Below are 15,667 nucleotides of genomic sequence, written 5' to 3'. Positions count from 1 at the left end.
GATCAACGGGTCCTTTTTTTCATCCCGAGCCGCACTCAGTTGCCGGCGCCGGCGCTGCGCTCGTCCAGCGTGAATTCCACCGGGACGCGTACGGCACTCGCCTCGGCCTTGCCGTTGCGGATCGCCGGTTCGAAGGTCCAGCCGCGGACCGCGTCGATCGCGGCCCGGTCCAGATCACGCGATCGGCTGCGCGTCTCCACGTTCACGTCGTTCGGTCGGCCGTCGGCGCCGACCTGCACCAGCAGGACCACCGTGCCTTCTTCGCGGTTGCGCGCCGCGGCGGGCGGGTAGACGGGCTCGGGCTGGCTGAGTGGCCGCGCGTCACGGTCGGCCGTCACCGCGGGCCGCGCGGGTACGGGATCCGCAGCGGCGGGCGTCGGTTCGCGTTCGGCCGGCGGGGCGATGCCGTCACCGATGACCGGCGCATCCGGAACCTCCGGCGGGGCGCTCGGGGTGCGCTGGCTGAGGAAGTACCAGCCGACGGCCACAAGGACGACCAGCAGCAGAATCCAGATCAGCGGGCTCGAGCCCTTGCGGGGCGCGCCCTCGGGAGGCGGCGCATCGTGGGGACGCTGCATCGGATCGCTCATGACCACACCTCCAAGCTGAACGGGAGCCCGGAGCCTCCCACGCAGTTTGTCGACGGCGTGTCACGGCGTTCGCGGGCTCAACGGGTCTCCGGTGTGAAGTCCACCGGCACCTGCACCTCGCCCGGAACCGGCTGACCGTCGCGTATCGCCGGCTCGAAGCGCCAACGGCGCACGGCGGCCACGGCGGCCTGGTCGAGGCGGCGGTGCTGGCTGCTGCGCACGACATCGATCGCCTGCGTGCGGCCGTTGGCACCGACATGGACGCGCAACAGCACCTCGCCCGCTTCGCCGCGGCGAAGCGACGCTCGGGGATAGTTCGGGGCCGGTGTGGAGACGGGCCGGGGCACGCTTCGGTCCGGTTCTGCCGTGGCCACGGCGGTAGGCGTTACATCGAGGGGAGCCTGCGCAGCGGGTACCGCGGCGACGGGCGGCGGTGGTGGCGCGGGCGGCGGCGGCAGTGGATATTCGATGCCGCTGGCTCCGGCCTCCGACGCGGGCAGCGGTGCCGGCAGGGCCCCCAAGGCCGCATCGCTGGCGGTCGGGCCCTCGTCGGCGACATCGCGATCAGCGGGCGACTCGCGATTGCCGAGCCAGAGCACGAGAAACATCAGCACGCCGGCGATACAGGCGCCAGCGATGAGCAGCCAGGCGCGGCCACGCGGGCGCAGCTCGCGCACGGCGCTGCGAAGACGGGACGACGGTGCGGGCATGCGGTGCTCCAGCGGACGAGGCGGCATTCTTGCACAGCGCCTGCGGGCGTCCGGCCGCCGATCCGGGCGATAATGGCCGCTGTCCACGCCGTGCGATTCCGTCATGCTCGATCCCAGCCTGCTGCGCCAACACCTCGCCGAAACCGCCGCGCGTCTGCGCTCGACCCGCGGCATCGAGCTGCCGATCGCGCGGCTGGAATCGCTCGAAGCCGAGCGCAAGCAGATCCAGATGCGTACCCAGGACCTGCAGAACCTGCGCAACACCCGCAGCAAGGCGATCGGCCAGGCCAAGGCCCGCGGCGAAGACGTGCAGCCGCTGCTGGCCGAAGTCGCCGGGTTCGGCGACGAGCTCAAGGCGAGCGAGGCCCGGCTCGATGGGATCCGCACCGAACTCGACGACATCCTGCTCGGCATTCCCAACCTGCCCGACGCGGGTGTGCCGCTCGGCAGCGACGAAGCCGGCAACGTCGAGCAGGCGCGCTGGGGCACGCCGCGGACGTTCGATTTCGAGGTGAAGGATCACGTCGCCCTTGGCGAGCGCGACGGCTGGCTCGATGCGGAGACGGCCGCCAAGCTCAGCGGCGCGCGGTTCACCGTGCTGCGCGGTCCGCTGGCGCGCCTGCACCGCGCGCTCGCGCAGTTCATGCTCGACCTGCATACCGGCGAGCACGGATACGAGGAAACCAGCGTTCCGCTGATCGTCAACGCCGAGACCATGCGTGGCACCGGGCAGTTGCCGAAGTTCGAGGACGACCTGTTCGCCACGCCGTTCGGTGACGAGACCCGCTATCTCATTCCCACTGCCGAGGTCCCGCTGACCAACACGGTGCGCGACAGCATCGTCGAGGCCACGCGGCTGCCGCTGCGCATGAGTGCGCATTCGATGTGCTTCCGCTCGGAAGCCGGCAGCCATGGCCGCGATACGCGCGGCATGATCCGCCAGCACCAGTTCGAGAAGGTGGAGCTGGTGACGGTCGCGCGCCCCGACGACAGCGACGCCGAGCACGAGCGCATGACCCGCGCCGCCGAGACCGTGCTTGAGCGCCTGGGGCTCCCATACCGCCGCATGCTGCTGTGCACCGGTGACATGGGCTTCGCGGCGCAGCGGACCTACGACCTCGAGGTCTGGCTGCCGTCGCAGCAGACCTATCGCGAAATCTCGTCGTGCTCGAACTGCGGCGACTTCCAGGCCCGTCGCATGCAGGCCCGCTGGCGCAACCCCGAGACCGGCAAGCCCGAGCCCGTGCACACGCTCAACGGGTCGGGCGTGGCGGTGGGGCGCGCCCTGATCGCGGTGATGGAGAACTACCAGAACGCCGACGGCACGATCGACGTGCCCGAGGTGCTGCGCCCGTACATGGGCGGGCTCGAGCGGATCGGCTGAGGCGCGAACCGCGCGACGCGTTCGCGTATCGGCGCGCGGATGGGGCGGGTCGTACTGTGAGCGCGGCGGCAGCCGGTGCGTCAGTGTGTCGTTGCGATGCCTGACCTGAGGGGCCTGGCGGTACGCGAAGGCCACTCGGGGGTGTGACGGGCGTTCTTGTGAATGCCCTCCCGCACAAGCTGCGGCGGTCCATGCCTGACATCCGTCGGCCACTGCGCCTGGTATGTCGGCTTCGCGATGCGAAGACGACGCTGCATTCCAACACGACTTGCGCTTAGGATTCGATCAGTGCTCGTTGCGGATATGGAATAAAGGTGGTGAAATGGCCGCCATCGTCCTATGTCGAGCGCCTTCCCGTGCAGGATCTCAATGATCTGTATTACTTCGCGATGGTCGTGGAGCATGGCGGCTTCGCCGCTGCCGAACGTGCCCTGGGCATCCCGAAATCGCGTCTGAGTCGGCGGATCAGCCAGCTCGAGAACGATCTGGGCGTGCGGCTGCTGCAGCGCTCGACCCGGCGCTTCGCCGTCACCGACGTCGGCCAGAGCGTGTTCCGGCACGCACAGTCGATGCTTGCCGAGGCGACGGCCGCGCGCGAGGTGGTGGACCGCCTGAGCGCTGAACCGCGCGGTCTGGTGCGTGTCAGCGTGCCGGTCAGCATCGCCCAGCAGTCGATCCCGCAGATGCTGCCGGAGTTCCTCGCGCGCTATCCGCAGGTGCGCGTGCAGTTGCACGTCAGCAATCGCCGCGTCGACGTCATCAACGAGGGCTTCGACGTCGCCGTGCGCGTGCGTTCCAAGCTCGACGACGACGGCAGCCTGGTGATGCGCAGCTTCGGCCAGATCCAGGAACTGCTGGTCGCAAGCCCCGGTTATCTCGATCGCATGGGCCGGCCGAAGGATCCCGACGAACTCGACCAGCACACCACCATGAGCATGGGCGAGGACGAGGTGAAGCAGCGCTGGGACCTGCAGGCGAACGACGGCACCACGCGCCGCGTCGAACTGAAGCCGCGCGTCGCCGGCTTCGATTTCCCGATGTTGATGGCGCTGGCCAAGCAGGGCCTCGGCATCACGATGCTGCCCGAAACCCTGTGCGCCGAAGCGGTGCGCAATGGCGAGCTCGAAGTCGTGCTGCCCGACTGGCACCTGCCGCAGGGCATCGCCCATGCCGTGTTCGCGTCGCGGCGTGGCCTGCTGCCGGCGGTCCGCGTCTTCATCGACTTCCTCGCCGAGAAGCTGCCGCCGCTGATCGAAGCCTCCAGCCTCGATTGCCGCAACTGCGACAAGAAGCCGGTCGCCGGTGGTCCCGTGCCGCCGCCCCGTATTGCCGCCGCAGTCGCGCGTGCGACAATGGCCTGACGGCGCGCGGCGCCGTCATCCGTTGCTGACAAGCACCGACATCGAGCGCAGCCGAGTGGTTCAAGCAGCGGTCTTGTCCGGAGGCCGCAGGCCGGGAGAAACATCGACCGTGGGGTCGATGGTCAAACCGCCGACGCTGCGTGAGCGGCGCGGTTGGTAATGGCGGGACACATCGGAGAGATGGCCGAGTGGTTTAAGGCAGCGGTCTTGAAAACCGCCGAAGGGTCAAACCTTCCGTGGGTTCGAATCCCACTCTCTCCGCCAATCCTGCGTATCTATCTGATTTGATTGGATAAAGCGCGATTTCGGGGTTGGCGAATCAGGACACAAATCGGGTCACATAGAACCCGATGCGAATTCCTCATCATCTATCGCGCTCCCCGTCGGGGCGCTGGGCGTTTCGCCAGCGTGTGCCGGCCGATCTTCAAGGCATCCTCGGATGCCGTCTCCTCAAGCGCTCCCTTCGCACGGCTGATCTGCCAGAGGCGCGGATGCGCGCCGTCATGCTCGTGGCCGGCTATGCTCGGCTCTTCAGCCTGTTGAGGGATCAACGCGTGGCGAAGTTGTCCAAGGACGAGGTGGACGCCCTCATCGGGCGCTTGAGTGGCGCGGACAACCTGCGCGACCTGACGCTGCATCGGACCTTGGGGCCTGATGGCACCGTCAGCGAGCGGTGGCAGATCGACGACGAGAAGGACGTTCGGCTGTTCCGCGCAGTCCAGCAGCGCCGTGTGGGCGACGACCCGCTTCAGGACCTTGTGGACGGCATCGTGCCGGCGCCCAGGCCGGCCGCTCCCAAGCCGGGCCTGGAACCCATCCAGCTCGGAAAGGCCCGGGACGCGTGGCTTGCGACGCTCAAGGGCAGCACGCTCCCTAAGACCTACACGATCAAAAAGACTGCTGTCCAAGCCCTCGTCCAGTTCCTGGGTGAGAAAACGCGGGTTGCGAGCATCACTCGATCGGATCTGGCGCGCTGGTATCAGGCCATGCGCAAGGCCGGCGCCTCGACGCCCACGCTCACGAACAAGCAGAGCTACATCGGAGGTAAGGGCGGCTTCTTCGACTGGGCAGTTGCGTCTGGCTACTACCCTAAGGGCGACAACCCCGCGTCGGGCCACGTGAGCTACTCGGTCCGCGAGAAGTGAGCGCGGCGAAAGTTGGGGTTCAAATCCTTCGATCGCGACCAGATTCAAGCGCTGTTCGCACCAGCTGCTTTCGGAAAGATGTCCGAGTCAGCCCAATGGGCTTCACTCATTGGCCTTTACACGGGCGCCAGGGCGTCAGAAGTGGGCCAGCTCCTCACCGCCGACATCATTGATGAGGACGGCATACCCTGCATACGCATTTCGGATGAGGGCGAGCACCAGAAGGTGAAGACCGATGTCAGCTTGCGCACAGTGCCCGTGCATCCCGAGCTGCTTGAGCTGGGGTTTCTGACGTGGGTTGAAGACCGACGCAGGGCGGGCCATCAGAGACTGTTTCCAGCGGCCAAGGCGGACGCGAAGAACGGGCAGGGCAATTGGATTTCGAAGGCTTTCAGCCGACATCTGGCGGAAGTGGGGGCGGGGTGGGCGCCAGGAAAGCGCGGTTTTCATTCCCTTCGAAAGACGTTGATTCAAGAGCTACAGGGCGCTGGCGTCGTGTCGGAGCTTCGCGCGCAACTTGTCGGGCATGAGTTAGACGATGAGCATCACGCGACCTACAGCCGAGACTTCTCTACCAAGGAGAAGCTAGAGGGACTAGGGCCGCATTCTCCGGCCTGAGTGCCCTGAAATATGAGTTACAGCTCGAAGCACAGCAAGAGCCACCAGAGCGGACACGGCACCAGTAGGCGCAGGAGGGGCAAGTCTTTGAAAGGCAATTACCCGAGGTAGCCTTGTTACAAGGATCGCGACGACAGCGGGTGCGGCTTAGGCCGCGCCGCGCGGACCTGCGGGAACCGAGATCCCTTCCAAATCAGTGAGAATGTGCCATCGAAAGGCCTTTGACGGTGTTTGAGCAAGCGGAAACGTGCTGCCGTGCTGCAGGCGCTATGGCGTCTAAATATTAGTAGGGAGAGCGCGCACAATACTCACAGTAACGTGTGTCGGCGTATCCCTACCTCTACGTTGATCAATGTCCGACATATTTACGTCAACTCGGCGGCGCAAGCTGCCCTGCAAGGGTGAAAAATAGCTGAAATTCTCGCCCAGATGATTATCGGAGTGGCGGGACTTTGCCACTGTCATCGATATTCGATGTCGACTACGAAGGGCCAAGGATATGAGATTCTTCATTACGGGTATGGTCATCGCTTTTTCAACAGTCAACGCGTCCTGCGCGTCGGCTACGGGCGGGGGCGCCGAAAGGGAACGGGATGACCTCGTAATTTCATTGGCCAAGCTTGAGCCAAACCAACCTCTTCCTTTAGTTCTTATCGAAAATGGACAGATTCAGCCGCGAGATGGCTGCATCTTTGTTGTCGGGAGCGATAAAGAGCTAGGGATGCTTGCTGTCTGGCCCGGCCACTATGAGCTTCTGAAAGAAGACGGGAAGGTGGTCGGGATTTGGGATCCAAGGCGCGGAAAGAAACTGAGATTTGGCGTTCCTTCCGATTTAAACGGAGGTGCTATTGAAGGCTACGAAGGGGCGATAGTGGCTGATAGTTGCAAGGGAGAGCGGATGTTAGTTTACATTCCTTAGTCTAACTTAATCCGGAGAGGGACCTCTATGCGAGCGACTAATATATTATCGCTGTCGGTTTTAATTCTATTCTCGTGTTATCCGCATTTGTGTCTAGCAGTTGGCCGCGAGCGGGCAATAGCCGACTTGCCTGCGCTCAGTGTCGGTTCGACGGGAATTCGAGGTCTTGGGCCGGCCTCGACATTACTCGATGAGAAACTTCGGACGGAGCTCCCAGATGTTTACGCGGGAATGGTTTTTAGTGACGCGGTCGTGCCGCAGGTTGTGATCCGCTTTACAGAAGCGCCTGCGGAGAATCTTTCCAAATACACAAGTGACCCTTTATTTGTGGCCGCGCGTGCCGAGCACCCTCTTGAACTTCTCAAGGCCGTGCAGCGTGAGGTCGGAACGTAAGCTCCCCCGTCAAGCAGACACTTCAAAAGTAGAGCTTTCGGCGTGGTGTCTGCGGTACTCGAGCGGGGTCATTCCGCCGAGCGAGTCGTGGGATCGTTCTTCGTTGTAGTCGATCATCCACCAGTGGGTGGCTTCCCGGACGTCGTCGAGACGGACGAAGAGATTGAGGTCAAGCACTTCCTCGCGGAATGTGCGATTGAAGCGCTCGATGAAGGCATTCTGATTTGGCTTGCCGGGCTGGATGTACTGCAGCGCCACGCCGTTCGCCTTGAGCCAGTTGGTGAACGCATCGCCCAAGAACTCGGGACCGTTGTCCGAGCGCACGACCTGCGGCAAACCATGATCGCGTTTGATCTGCTCGAACACACGGACCAGCCGTTGCGAGTTGATCGACGTGTCCACTTCGATGTGCAGGGCTTCTCGGTTGAAGTCGTCCACGACGTTGAACGTGCGAAACCGTCTGCCGCAGGCGAGCGCGTCGCTCATGAAATCGACAGACCAGACCGTGTCTGGCAGCCTCGGCACATAGAGCGGCACCCGCTCGCGCTTGGGCAGGCGCCGTTTGGCGGCGCGGCGCAGGTTGAGTTTCATGGCCTTGTACACGCGATAGATTCGTTTGGGATTCCAGGCCGGCTGCTGCTTGCGAAGATGGTTGCTGCACTTCCAGAAGCCGCGGCTGGGGTGCGCCTCAACGAAGCGCGCGATTTCAGCGATCAGCTCGGCATCGCGCACCGTCCAATCCAGAGGCGGCGCGTACCACGCCCCTCGCGACAAACCGACGCATGCGCAGGACCGGCGCAGCGGCCGCGCGTGGACCTCGACGAGGAACCGCACGGCCTCGCGCTTGCGCGCCGGCCCTAGAGTTTTTTTGCGATCAGGTCCTTCATCGCTGCGTTGTCGAGCGCCAGCTCGGCATACATCCGTTTGAGCTTGGCGTTCTCGGACTCGAGCTCCTTGACCCGCCGAAGCTCGGAGGCCTCCAGGCCGCCGTACTTGCTCTTCCACTGGTAGTACGTCGCGGTGCTGATGCCGACCTGGCGACAGATGTCTTTGACCGGCACGCCTGCGTCGGCCTGCTTGAGCGTCGCGATGATCTGCGTCTCGGTGAACTTCGATGTGCGCATGGGACCTCCTGGCTGGGAAACGATGCCAGAAAGATCTACTTATGCGGTGTCTGTCAGACGGGGGAGCTTACGCTCTCTCCTGGGGCGCACGCGGATTGCTCTGAGAAATTGGAGCTGGCAATCGAGGCCGCTGAAATTTGGAGTAAGCAGTTGCTGGAGCGCTATCCAGTCGCCGAGGACGCTATGGCCCCGCCTTTCGGCCCAATCCAGTTGCCGCCTGTCCGGCCGGACCACCCAGGGACGAGCCCTCCCGGCCCCCGGCCCCATTGAAAACGCCCCGCTAGGGCAGGGCGTTTGTCGATCCATTGGGTGCTTTTAATCAATGCAGCGTGGGGGGCTTGCCTGCTGGCACTGCGTTCCGCTCACGCTCTTTGGCCGTTTTTCTGCGGTTTGCAAGCAGTTCGCTGAGAGGACGCAGTTCGCGCTCCACAAGACGGCTCTTCGTCCCGGCTTGGGGAGTTGAGGAGCTTGGAGGCGCATGTTCAAGCTTGGGCAGACCCGAGTTGCGGCGGGAGATCATATCGGCCGCAAGTTCGAGGGCGAGATCGATCACTTCGAGACGCTCAGCCGGGCTAAGCCGAGCGGCATCGTTGATATGGCCGCTGAGTAAGCGGCTTGCGATTTGAAGCTGTGGGTCGTGGGGCATGGGGAACCGGAGAAGTGAAGACCCGACCAGCAAAGCACTTCACACGTCTCTGGCAAGAGTTCAAAACGGGCCCAATTCACATTTGTGAGAATTAGTCAAAAGTAAATTCCACGGTTCGCGAGCATGAGGCTGCCTACATGACTGCATGCCAACCGCCCCGTGAAGGCGGATCGGCTGCGCCGCTTACGCCTCGCTATGATCCCCGGGACACAAAACAGGACACATCCTGATCTGAGTTCTGCAATGAGATCAATGGGTTGGGTGAGAGTTGATCCGATCCCAATCTCTCCGCCAATTTCGCGGGACCGCATCACGCATCCCGCGTTATCGATCGGCGGAGTCCGTATCAGCTCATCGCAGACGGATCGTCATACGGCAGATGGACCGCGCCTGCGGCGGCCAGCGCTGCTTCCGCGCGCTCGAGCGTGTCGCCTTCACCGTCGATGACGATGAGGATGCGCCCGGCCTCGATCTCGCTCTCGAACCGCCGCCGGATCGGGTCCGGCAACGACGCGCCCACCATGGCCGAAGCCCATGTGCCCACCGCGGCGCCGCCCAGGGTGGTCAGGGCGACACCCGCGATGGTCAGTCCCAGCGGTGGAAACGCCACCGCCGCGAGACCAGCGAGCAGGCCCGTCGCGCCACCGAGGCCCGCGCCGCGCAGCGCGGCATGCTTGAAGTCCGTGGGCGCTTCTTTCTGCTGCTCGGGAACGCGTTCGAGCTCGATGTCGGAGCGCGCGATCAGCGAAATGTCGTCGTCATCGATTCCGGCATCCCGGATGTCACGGATCGCGGTCTGCGCGGTCGGCAGGCTCGGAGTGCTGTAGACACGGCGAACTTTCATCGGGAGGCACTCCAGCGGACAGGACCGCCAGCGTCGGTCACGCGCTGTGGCGCGGCTGTGAACCGGCGTTCGACGCGCCGCGCGTGGCAGGTCGGATGTGCCGGCCTACTGCGGGAACGCGATGCCGCCGCCCCCGGTGAGGTGCTCGTAGAGGATCGCGGTGCCGACGCCGATCAGGATGAGACCGCCGATGATCTCCGCGCGCTTGCCGACGATCGCGCCCAGGGCGCGTCCGAGCATGATGCCGGTGGTGACCATGACCAGCGTGCACGCACCGATGACGCCGGCGACGAGGACGATGTTGACGTCGATGAAAGCCAGGCCTACACCGATCGCCATGGCGTCGATGCTGGTGGCGAAGCCGGTCGTCGCGAGATTCCAGAAGCCGTGACGTTCCGGCGCGGGTCCAGATGCGGTGCCGTCGGTGGCCAGACCCGCACGGATCATCCGGCCGCCGAGCAGCGCCAGCAGCACGAACGCGATCCAGTGGTCCCAGCGCGTGACGTAGGCGGCTGCCGCAAGGCCGAGTGCCCAGCCGATGACGGGCGTGATCGCCTCGATGACGCCGAAGATCACGCCGACGCGCAGGGCTTCGACGAAGCGGGGTCGCTGCATCGCCGCGCCCTTGCCGATGGCGGCGGCGAACGCGTCGGTCGACATCGCGAAGCCGATGAGGAGGATCGAGAGAAGAGACATTCGGATTTCAGTTCCAGGCGGGCGGTCGCGACGGCGGCACGCGGCGCGCCCATGCCTGCATGGCGCCGTGATGCCGCTGGTCTCGCCAACCTGGACTGGTTGCCTGCACCACGATCGCACCGGATCGAGTGTGTTGACGCAGGCGCTCCCGCGAAACGGAAGCCGGCTACTCCCCAAGGGGACGCGCATGCTAGCAGCGCCGTTTCGATCACGCACACGTATAGCCGGCAGCATCTCTCATAGGCTGCGTCATCCAGGCGATGCGCAGCGTTCGATGTGCACACCGGTGCCATCTCGATGAACCTGCGCCTCGGCTGGCGCGCGCGCGCCTTGCGGGACGTGCAATCGCCCCTATACTTGCGGCATCAGTGCGAGTTCTGGTTTCCCGGGGGTGTCATGGCTTCGACGGGGGATGCGAAATTGCCTGGTGCATGCCGAGGGGGCCGCTTTCCTCGTAAATCCAGCAGCAAACTATTAGTTGCCAACGACGACAACTACGCTCTCGCCGCTTAAGGCGTAAGCCCTGAACCCACTTGTGTCCGTGCTCGTGGATGTAGGGTCATTATCACGGAATCGGCTGTGATGGCTGCCTGTCAGTCACGGCTCCAATCAAGCAGGCTGGTCCTGGGATGCGCTTCGCGCACCGTGCTGTTCCGGGGCGAGATCCAACGGTGAGCTAAGCATGTAGTGCCGGGGATGGAGTACCTTCGGACGCGGGTTCGACTCCCGCCACCTCCACCATCTGACGAGCCGGGCCCGAGCGATCGGGCCCGGCTTTTCTTTGTGCGCCGATGCGGTGCCGCGATCGTCGCCGGTATGCTTGTGCGATGTCCGACTCTGCTCCTGAACGTCGCACCGGTCTGTCCCGGCATGCTGCGCGACTCCGTCGCAGCCACGTCCTGGCGGTGCTGGTGCTGATCGGTGCACTGCTGCTCGTGGCGTTGTACGCGCGCAATGCCGGAGAACGCGAGCGTCGGCTGGCCGAGGCGAGCTTCGTGTCCGAGGCCGATCAACTGGCGGACACGATCCGCCAGCGCATGCTGCAGTACGAGCTGAGTCTGCGGGGGGGTGTCGCCCTGCACAGCGCTGCGGCCGACACGCCGACGCCACGCCAGTGGCGGGGCTATGTCGAGGGGCTCGATATCGCGCGGCAGCTGCCCGGTCTCCAGGGTCTGGGGTATGTCGCGTATCTGGAACCCGAGTCGCTCGCCGCGCTGCAGTTGCAGCGCCGCGCAGCGGGGCAGGGCCTGTTCACACTGAAGCCGCGCGGCATCCGTCCGCACTATGGCGCGATCGTCTATTTTGAGCCCGAGGATGCGTCGACGCGCGAGGTCATCGGCTACGACCAGTACAGCGATCCGGTCCGGCGCGTCGCGATGGATGCGGCGCGCGACAGCGGCGAGGTCCGGTTGAGCGCCCCGCTGACCCTGCATCAGGGCAGCCCGGGCGTGCTGATGTTTGCGGCCGTCTACCGGACGGCGCGCCTGCCCGCCAATCAGGCGGACCGCCAGGGTGCGCTGGTGGGCTGGGTGTTCGCGCCGTTCCGCTCGGCGGAGTTCCTCGGCCGCTCCAGCATTCCGACCAGTGGGCGGCTGGCATTCCGGATCGTCGACATCACCGATGGCGGCGCACAGGCCGTGTTGGCCTCCGACGGCTTCAGGGACACGGCCGACCAGCCGGCGCTGCACAGCGTCACCCAGTCCGTCTACGGGCGCACCTGGCGCTACGATTTCCAGCCGGTCGGCACGCTCACGTCGCCGGGCATGGACGAACTGCGGATCACGCTGGCCGCCGGCGTACTGGCCTCGCTGCTGATGTTCGCCGTGGTGATGACGCTCGCTCGCACGCAATCGCGGGCCGAGATGCTCGCCCTGCGGCTCAGCGATTCCTACCGCCGCAGCGAACAGCGCTTCCGCAATGCCATGCAGTATTCGGCGATCGGCATGGTGCTGCTCGACCGCAACGGCGCGATCGTGGAGACCAATCCGGCGATGGCCGAGATCGCCGGCATCGGCGAGAGCGCACTGGTGGGCAGCCTGTTCGAAGGCTATTTCGTCGACGGCCCCCAGCAGATGTCGCGCACTGGGCAAATGCAGGCCTTCCGCGAAGGTGTCCATCGCAGCGTGCGGCGGCTGCGACGCGACGACGGCGACGTGCGCGAGGTGCATCTGGCATCGACGGTGGTGCCCGGGGATACCCGCAGCGACGTGGTGCGCCTGGTGCAGGTCGACGACGTCACCGAACGGTTGCGCGCCGAGGCCCAGGTGCATGCGCTGAATCGGACGCTCGAATCACGCGTGGAGGCGCGCACGCGTGAGCTCACGCAGGCCAATCACGAGCTCGAATCGTTCGCGTACATCGTGTCGCACGACCTGCGCGCGCCGCTGCGCAGCATCGACGGCTTCGGGCGGATCCTGTCCGAGCGCTACAGCCATGTGCTCGATGCGCAGGGCCACGACTATCTCGGGCGCGTGCGCAACGCCGCCGGGCGCATGGATGCGTTGATCGACGCGCTGCTGGCGATGTCGCGCATCACGCGCGGCGAGTTCAAGCGCAGCCCGCTCGATCTGAGCCGGCTCGCGGGCGAGGTGGTGGCGGAACTCCGCCAGGCCGATCCCGGACGCGAGGTCGACGTCCGCATCGCGGCGGATCTGCGCGCGGACGGTGACGCCGCTCTGGTGCGCAATCTGCTGCAGAACCTGCTGGGCAATGCATGGAAGTTCACCGCGTCGACGCCCGCTGCGCGGATCGAGTTCGTCCGCGCCGATGCGGGACACTTCGAAGTCCGCGACAACGGGGCGGGCTTCAACGCCGAATACGCCGGCAAGCTGTTCCGGCCGTTCCAGCGGCTGCACCGGGAAGACGAGTACACCGGCCACGGTGTGGGCCTGGCGTCGGTCAAGCGCATCGTCGAACGGCACGGCGGCTGCATCAGCGCCGAAGGCGCGCCGGGGCAGGGCGCTACGATCCGCTTCACCCTCGCGCCGGCGCCGCGCGATGGAGACGACGCCTGAGCGAGGGTCCGGACGGGCGCGAGTGCGGCCTCCGGAACGGCGTCACGCGTCCTTGTTGTGCCTGCGCAGCACGCGCTGCTTGTCGCGCGCCCAGTCCCGGTCGCGCTCGGCATCGCGCTTGTCGTGCTGCTGCTTGCCCTTGGCGAGCGCGACCTCGGCCTTGACCTTGTTGCCCTTCCAGTACAGCGCGGTCGGCACGATGGTGTAGCCGTCGCGTTGCACGCGGCCGACGAGGACGTCGATCTCGCGGCGGTGGAGCAGCAGCTTGCGCGTGCGCTGGGGGTCGGCGATGACGTGGGTCGAGGCCTGGGTGAGCGGCGTGATCTGCGCGCCGAACAGGAACAGCTCGCCGTTGCGGATGATCGCGTAGCTCTCACCGATGTTCGCGCGGCCGGCGCGGATCGCCTTCAACTCCCAGCCCTGCAGGGACAGGCCGGCTTCGTAGCGGTCCTCGAGGTGATATTCATGGCGCGCGCGCTTGTTCAGCGCGATGGTGCCGGTGCTGTTTGCCTTATCCTTGTCCTTGCCGCTTTTCTTGCTCATCCGCACATTGTCCTCGAAGCACGTCCCCCAGGCGAGTCATGCCCAAGATCGAACGTAGCGCCCTGGTCGGGCAGTCCGCCGAGCGCATGTTCGCGCTGGTCAACGATGTCGCCGCCTATCCCCGCCGGTTCGCCTGGTGCGACGAGGCCGTGATCGAGGAGGCGACCGCCTCGCGCATGGTCGCGCGCCTGGATCTGGGCCTCGGCGCACTGCGCACCTGGTTCACGACCGAAAACACGCTGTCGCCGCCGGAGTCGATCGACATGCAGCTGCGCGATGGTCCATTCAAGTCGCTGCACGGCCGCTGGACCTTCACCGCCCTGCGTGACGACGCCTGCAAGGTCGCGCTGATGCTGGAATTCGAACCCCGCAGCCGGCTGATGCTGCCGGCCCTGACCCTGGGCTTCCAGGGGCTCGCCGACCGCATGGTCGACGACTTCGTGCGGGTCGCCGAGCGCGAGCCGGCCGACCCGTGACGCTCGCGTCGTGAACGTGGAAGTGGTGCAGGCCTGGCCCCGTGTGGCCCGCAGCCAGACGCTGGAACTGCCCGATGGAAGCACGGTCGCCGCGGCACTGGCATCGATCGCCGCGCCCGATGCGGACATCGCCGGCTATTCGGTGTTCGGTGTGCGGGTCACGGAGACCACCGTGCTCCGGGACGGCGATCGCCTGGAACTGCTGCGCGCACTCCAGATCGATCCCAAGGATGCGCGTCGGCGGCGCGCGTCGAAGCCCGACACGCGCTGAGAACGATCAGCGTCGGCGGTTGTTGCCGCGCTCACGCGGCAGGTTGCCGAACTTGCGCATTTCCTCGGCCAGCGACTGGTCGCGGTTGGGGAAATACTCGCCTTCCCAACGCAGCACCTGGTCGTTCTCGAAGAACACGGTGAAGTTCTTGATCTCGGTGCGGCCGCTGCGGCCGACACGTTCGGTCGAGGTGTAGTCCCAGCGCTGCTGGTGGAACGGGTCGGTGATCGACGGCGTGCCCAGCAGGGCCTCGACCTGCGGTTTGCCCATGCCGGCCTGCAACTGCTCGACCGCTGATTGTTCGATCAGATTGCCCTGATAGATCGGCTGCTTGTAGAGCAGGCCGCAACCGCTGGTGGCCAGGGCGATGACCGGAACAAGAAGGAATTTCTGCATGGACAGGTGCGCTCGGCGGGGGCTGCGGGAACGGGGGCGATGATACACTCTGCTGCACGCCGCGACCGGGTTCTGGACAGCCGGCGATAAACCGCCAGTGAATGCCGGCCTGGACCTGGAGACACACCTGATGGAATCGCTCGACCTGCGCAAGGCCGGCTTGAAAGTCACCCATCCGCGGATGCGGATTCTCGAGTTGCTCGAGCAGCGCACGCCGCGTCAGCACCTCACGGCGGAAGACATCTACCGGCAACTGCTGGAGCAGGGCGACGAGATCGGCCTGGCCACCGTCTACCGCGTGCTGACCCAGTTCGAGGCCGCCGGCCTCGTGCTCAAGCACAACTTCGAGGGCGGCCACGCGGTGTACGAGCTCGACCGCGGCGGCCACCACGACCACATGGTCGACGTCGACACCGGCAAGATCATCGAGTTCGAGAGCGAGGAGATCGAAGCCCTGCAGCGGCAGATCGCCGAGCAGTACGGCTACCACCTCGAGGAACACTCGCTGGTGCTGTACGTGCGCAAGAAGCGCTGACG

15 protein-coding genes, 1 tRNA gene, 1 other RNA gene, 1 pseudogene and 1 riboswitch are annotated in these 15,667 nt (G+C 65.4%); of the genes and pseudogenes, 11 read left to right on the top strand and 7 right to left on the bottom strand.

What is annotated here, in order from left to right:
• Positions 1–35: 35 nt before the first annotated feature.
• Together ACF3M1_RS09215 and ACF3M1_RS09210 are read right to left on the bottom strand one after the other, a co-directional pair.
• The gene (locus ACF3M1_RS09215; RefSeq protein ID WP_393999973.1) at positions 36–590 is read right to left on the bottom strand and encodes an energy transducer TonB; all 555 of its coding nucleotides are present in this window, start codon (positions 588–590) and stop codon (positions 36–38) included.
• Positions 591–667: 77 nt separating this feature from the next.
• Complete coding sequence (locus ACF3M1_RS09210; RefSeq protein WP_393999971.1) at positions 668–1,300, bottom strand: energy transducer TonB; 633 nt, start codon at positions 1,298–1,300, stop codon at positions 668–670.
• A 103-nt stretch (positions 1,301–1,403) separates the two neighbouring features.
• Between ACF3M1_RS09210 and serS the strand changes: the two genes are divergently transcribed.
• The 5 genes and pseudogenes from serS (at position 1,404) to ACF3M1_RS09185 (ending at position 6,727) form a co-directional block, all read left to right on the top strand.
• Positions 1,404–2,684 (top strand): serine--tRNA ligase, encoded by a 1,281-nt coding sequence (gene serS, locus ACF3M1_RS09205; protein ID WP_393999969.1) that lies wholly within the window; start codon positions 1,404–1,406, stop codon positions 2,682–2,684.
• A 389-nt stretch (positions 2,685–3,073) separates the two neighbouring features.
• Entirely contained in the window at positions 3,074–4,045 is a 972-nt protein-coding gene (locus ACF3M1_RS09200) for a LysR substrate-binding domain-containing protein (protein ID WP_394005228.1), read from the top strand.
• Positions 4,046–4,219: 174 nt separating this feature from the next.
• Positions 4,220–4,309: transfer RNA gene (locus ACF3M1_RS09195), tRNA-Ser, on the top strand.
• Positions 4,310–4,395: 86 nt separating this feature from the next.
• Positions 4,396–5,808 (top strand): annotated as a pseudogene (locus tag ACF3M1_RS09190) (DUF6538 domain-containing protein).
• Positions 5,809–6,307: 499 nt separating this feature from the next.
• Positions 6,308–6,727, top strand: a complete 420-nt coding sequence (locus ACF3M1_RS09185; protein WP_393999967.1) for a hypothetical protein — start codon at positions 6,308–6,310, stop codon at positions 6,725–6,727.
• A 402-nt stretch (positions 6,728–7,129) separates the two neighbouring features.
• Here ACF3M1_RS09185 and ACF3M1_RS09180 read toward each other — a convergent pair.
• Positions 7,130–8,244, bottom strand: a protein-coding gene (locus tag ACF3M1_RS09180) for an IS3 family transposase (RefSeq protein ID WP_393999965.1) whose coding sequence is annotated in 2 segments (ribosomal slippage) — positions 7,130–7,992 and positions 7,992–8,244 — 1,116 coding nt in all. Because the reading frame shifts where the segments join, the coding sequence is not laid out codon by codon here.
• Positions 8,245–8,722: 478 nt separating this feature from the next.
• Between ACF3M1_RS09180 and ACF3M1_RS09175 the strand changes: the two genes are divergently transcribed.
• Positions 8,723–8,854 carry a hypothetical protein gene (locus tag ACF3M1_RS09175; RefSeq protein ID WP_393999963.1) on the top strand — a complete coding sequence of 44 codons (132 nt, stop codon included), beginning with the start codon at positions 8,723–8,725 and terminating at the stop codon, positions 8,852–8,854.
• A 382-nt stretch (positions 8,855–9,236) separates the two neighbouring features.
• Here ACF3M1_RS09175 and ACF3M1_RS09170 read toward each other — a convergent pair whose 3' ends face one another.
• Together ACF3M1_RS09170 and mntP are read right to left on the bottom strand one after the other, a co-directional pair.
• A complete protein-coding gene (locus tag ACF3M1_RS09170; protein ID WP_393999961.1) occupies positions 9,237–9,734 on the bottom strand; it encodes a hypothetical protein in 498 nt (165 codons plus the stop codon).
• 105 nt (positions 9,735–9,839) lie between these two features.
• Entirely contained in the window at positions 9,840–10,430 is a 591-nt protein-coding gene (mntP, locus tag ACF3M1_RS09165) for a manganese efflux pump MntP (protein ID WP_393999959.1), read from the bottom strand.
• A gap of 54 nt (positions 10,431–10,484) precedes the next feature.
• Positions 10,485–10,611, bottom strand: a riboswitch (yybP-ykoY riboswitch).
• A 206-nt stretch (positions 10,612–10,817) separates the two neighbouring features.
• On the opposite strand from mntP, the gene ssrA reads away from it, so the two are divergent.
• Both ssrA and ACF3M1_RS09155 read left to right on the top strand, forming a co-directional pair.
• Positions 10,818–11,171, top strand: a transfer-messenger RNA (tmRNA) gene (gene ssrA, locus ACF3M1_RS09160).
• Between the two features lie 86 nt (positions 11,172–11,257).
• Positions 11,258–13,444 (top strand): CHASE domain-containing protein, encoded by a 2,187-nt coding sequence (locus ACF3M1_RS09155; RefSeq protein WP_393999957.1) that lies wholly within the window; start codon positions 11,258–11,260, stop codon positions 13,442–13,444.
• A gap of 42 nt (positions 13,445–13,486) precedes the next feature.
• Here the strand turns inward: ACF3M1_RS09155 and smpB are convergent, their stop codons facing one another.
• Positions 13,487–13,987, bottom strand: coding sequence for an SsrA-binding protein SmpB (smpB, locus tag ACF3M1_RS09150; RefSeq protein WP_393999955.1), 501 nt, complete (start codon positions 13,985–13,987; stop codon positions 13,487–13,489).
• Positions 13,988–14,025: 38 nt separating this feature from the next.
• On the opposite strand from smpB, the gene ACF3M1_RS09145 reads away from it, so the two are divergent.
• Both ACF3M1_RS09145 and ACF3M1_RS09140 read left to right on the top strand, forming a co-directional pair.
• Positions 14,026–14,463, top strand: a complete 438-nt coding sequence (locus ACF3M1_RS09145; RefSeq protein ID WP_393999953.1) for a type II toxin-antitoxin system RatA family toxin — start codon at positions 14,026–14,028, stop codon at positions 14,461–14,463.
• Positions 14,464–14,473: 10 nt separating this feature from the next.
• A complete protein-coding gene (locus ACF3M1_RS09140) occupies positions 14,474–14,734 on the top strand; it encodes an RnfH family protein (protein ID WP_393999951.1) in 261 nt (86 codons plus the stop codon).
• Between the two features lie 6 nt (positions 14,735–14,740).
• Here ACF3M1_RS09140 and ACF3M1_RS09135 read toward each other — a convergent pair whose 3' ends face one another.
• Positions 14,741–15,130 (bottom strand): outer membrane protein assembly factor BamE, encoded by a 390-nt coding sequence (locus tag ACF3M1_RS09135; RefSeq protein WP_393999949.1) that lies wholly within the window; start codon positions 15,128–15,130, stop codon positions 14,741–14,743.
• 130 nt (positions 15,131–15,260) lie between these two features.
• On the opposite strand from ACF3M1_RS09135, the gene fur reads away from it, so the two are divergent.
• Positions 15,261–15,665: a ferric iron uptake transcriptional regulator gene (gene fur, locus ACF3M1_RS09130; protein WP_150928352.1), complete on the top strand. Its 405-nt coding sequence runs from the start codon at positions 15,261–15,263 to the stop codon at positions 15,663–15,665.
• Positions 15,666–15,667 lie beyond the last annotated feature (2 nt).

The organism is Luteimonas sp. WGS1318 (assembly GCF_043187535.1).
Taxonomy (GTDB): domain Bacteria; phylum Pseudomonadota; class Gammaproteobacteria; order Xanthomonadales; family Xanthomonadaceae; genus Luteimonas.
This window is presented reverse-complemented; position numbering and strand designations above follow the sequence as displayed.

What these genes read in the sequence shown, in the direction of transcription:
- ACF3M1_RS09210 (WP_393999971.1), bottom strand. Translation starts at nt 1,300, where the DNA reads ATGCCCGCACCGTCGTCCCGTCTTCGCAGCGCCGTGCGCGAGCTGCGC.
- serS (WP_393999969.1), top strand. Translation starts at nt 1,404, where the DNA reads ATGCTCGATCCCAGCCTGCTGCGCCAACACCTCGCCGAAACCGCCGCG.
- mntP (WP_393999959.1), bottom strand. Translation starts at nt 10,430, where the DNA reads ATGTCTCTTCTCTCGATCCTCCTCATCGGCTTCGCGATGTCGACCGAC.
- ACF3M1_RS09170 (WP_393999961.1), bottom strand. Translation starts at nt 9,734, where the DNA reads ATGAAAGTTCGCCGTGTCTACAGCACTCCGAGCCTGCCGACCGCGCAG.
- ACF3M1_RS09155 (WP_393999957.1), top strand. Translation starts at nt 11,258, where the DNA reads ATGTCCGACTCTGCTCCTGAACGTCGCACCGGTCTGTCCCGGCATGCT.
- ACF3M1_RS09185 (WP_393999967.1), top strand. Translation starts at nt 6,308, where the DNA reads ATGAGATTCTTCATTACGGGTATGGTCATCGCTTTTTCAACAGTCAAC.
- ACF3M1_RS09200 (WP_394005228.1), top strand. Translation starts at nt 3,074, where the DNA reads ATGGTCGTGGAGCATGGCGGCTTCGCCGCTGCCGAACGTGCCCTGGGC.
- smpB (WP_393999955.1), bottom strand. Translation starts at nt 13,987, where the DNA reads ATGAGCAAGAAAAGCGGCAAGGACAAGGATAAGGCAAACAGCACCGGC.
- ACF3M1_RS09145 (WP_393999953.1), top strand. Translation starts at nt 14,026, where the DNA reads ATGCCCAAGATCGAACGTAGCGCCCTGGTCGGGCAGTCCGCCGAGCGC.
- ACF3M1_RS09215 (WP_393999973.1), bottom strand. Translation starts at nt 590, where the DNA reads ATGAGCGATCCGATGCAGCGTCCCCACGATGCGCCGCCTCCCGAGGGC.
- ACF3M1_RS09135 (WP_393999949.1), bottom strand. Translation starts at nt 15,130, where the DNA reads ATGCAGAAATTCCTTCTTGTTCCGGTCATCGCCCTGGCCACCAGCGGT.
- fur (WP_150928352.1), top strand. Translation starts at nt 15,261, where the DNA reads ATGGAATCGCTCGACCTGCGCAAGGCCGGCTTGAAAGTCACCCATCCG.
- ACF3M1_RS09175 (WP_393999963.1), top strand. Translation starts at nt 8,723, where the DNA reads ATGTTCAAGCTTGGGCAGACCCGAGTTGCGGCGGGAGATCATATCGGC.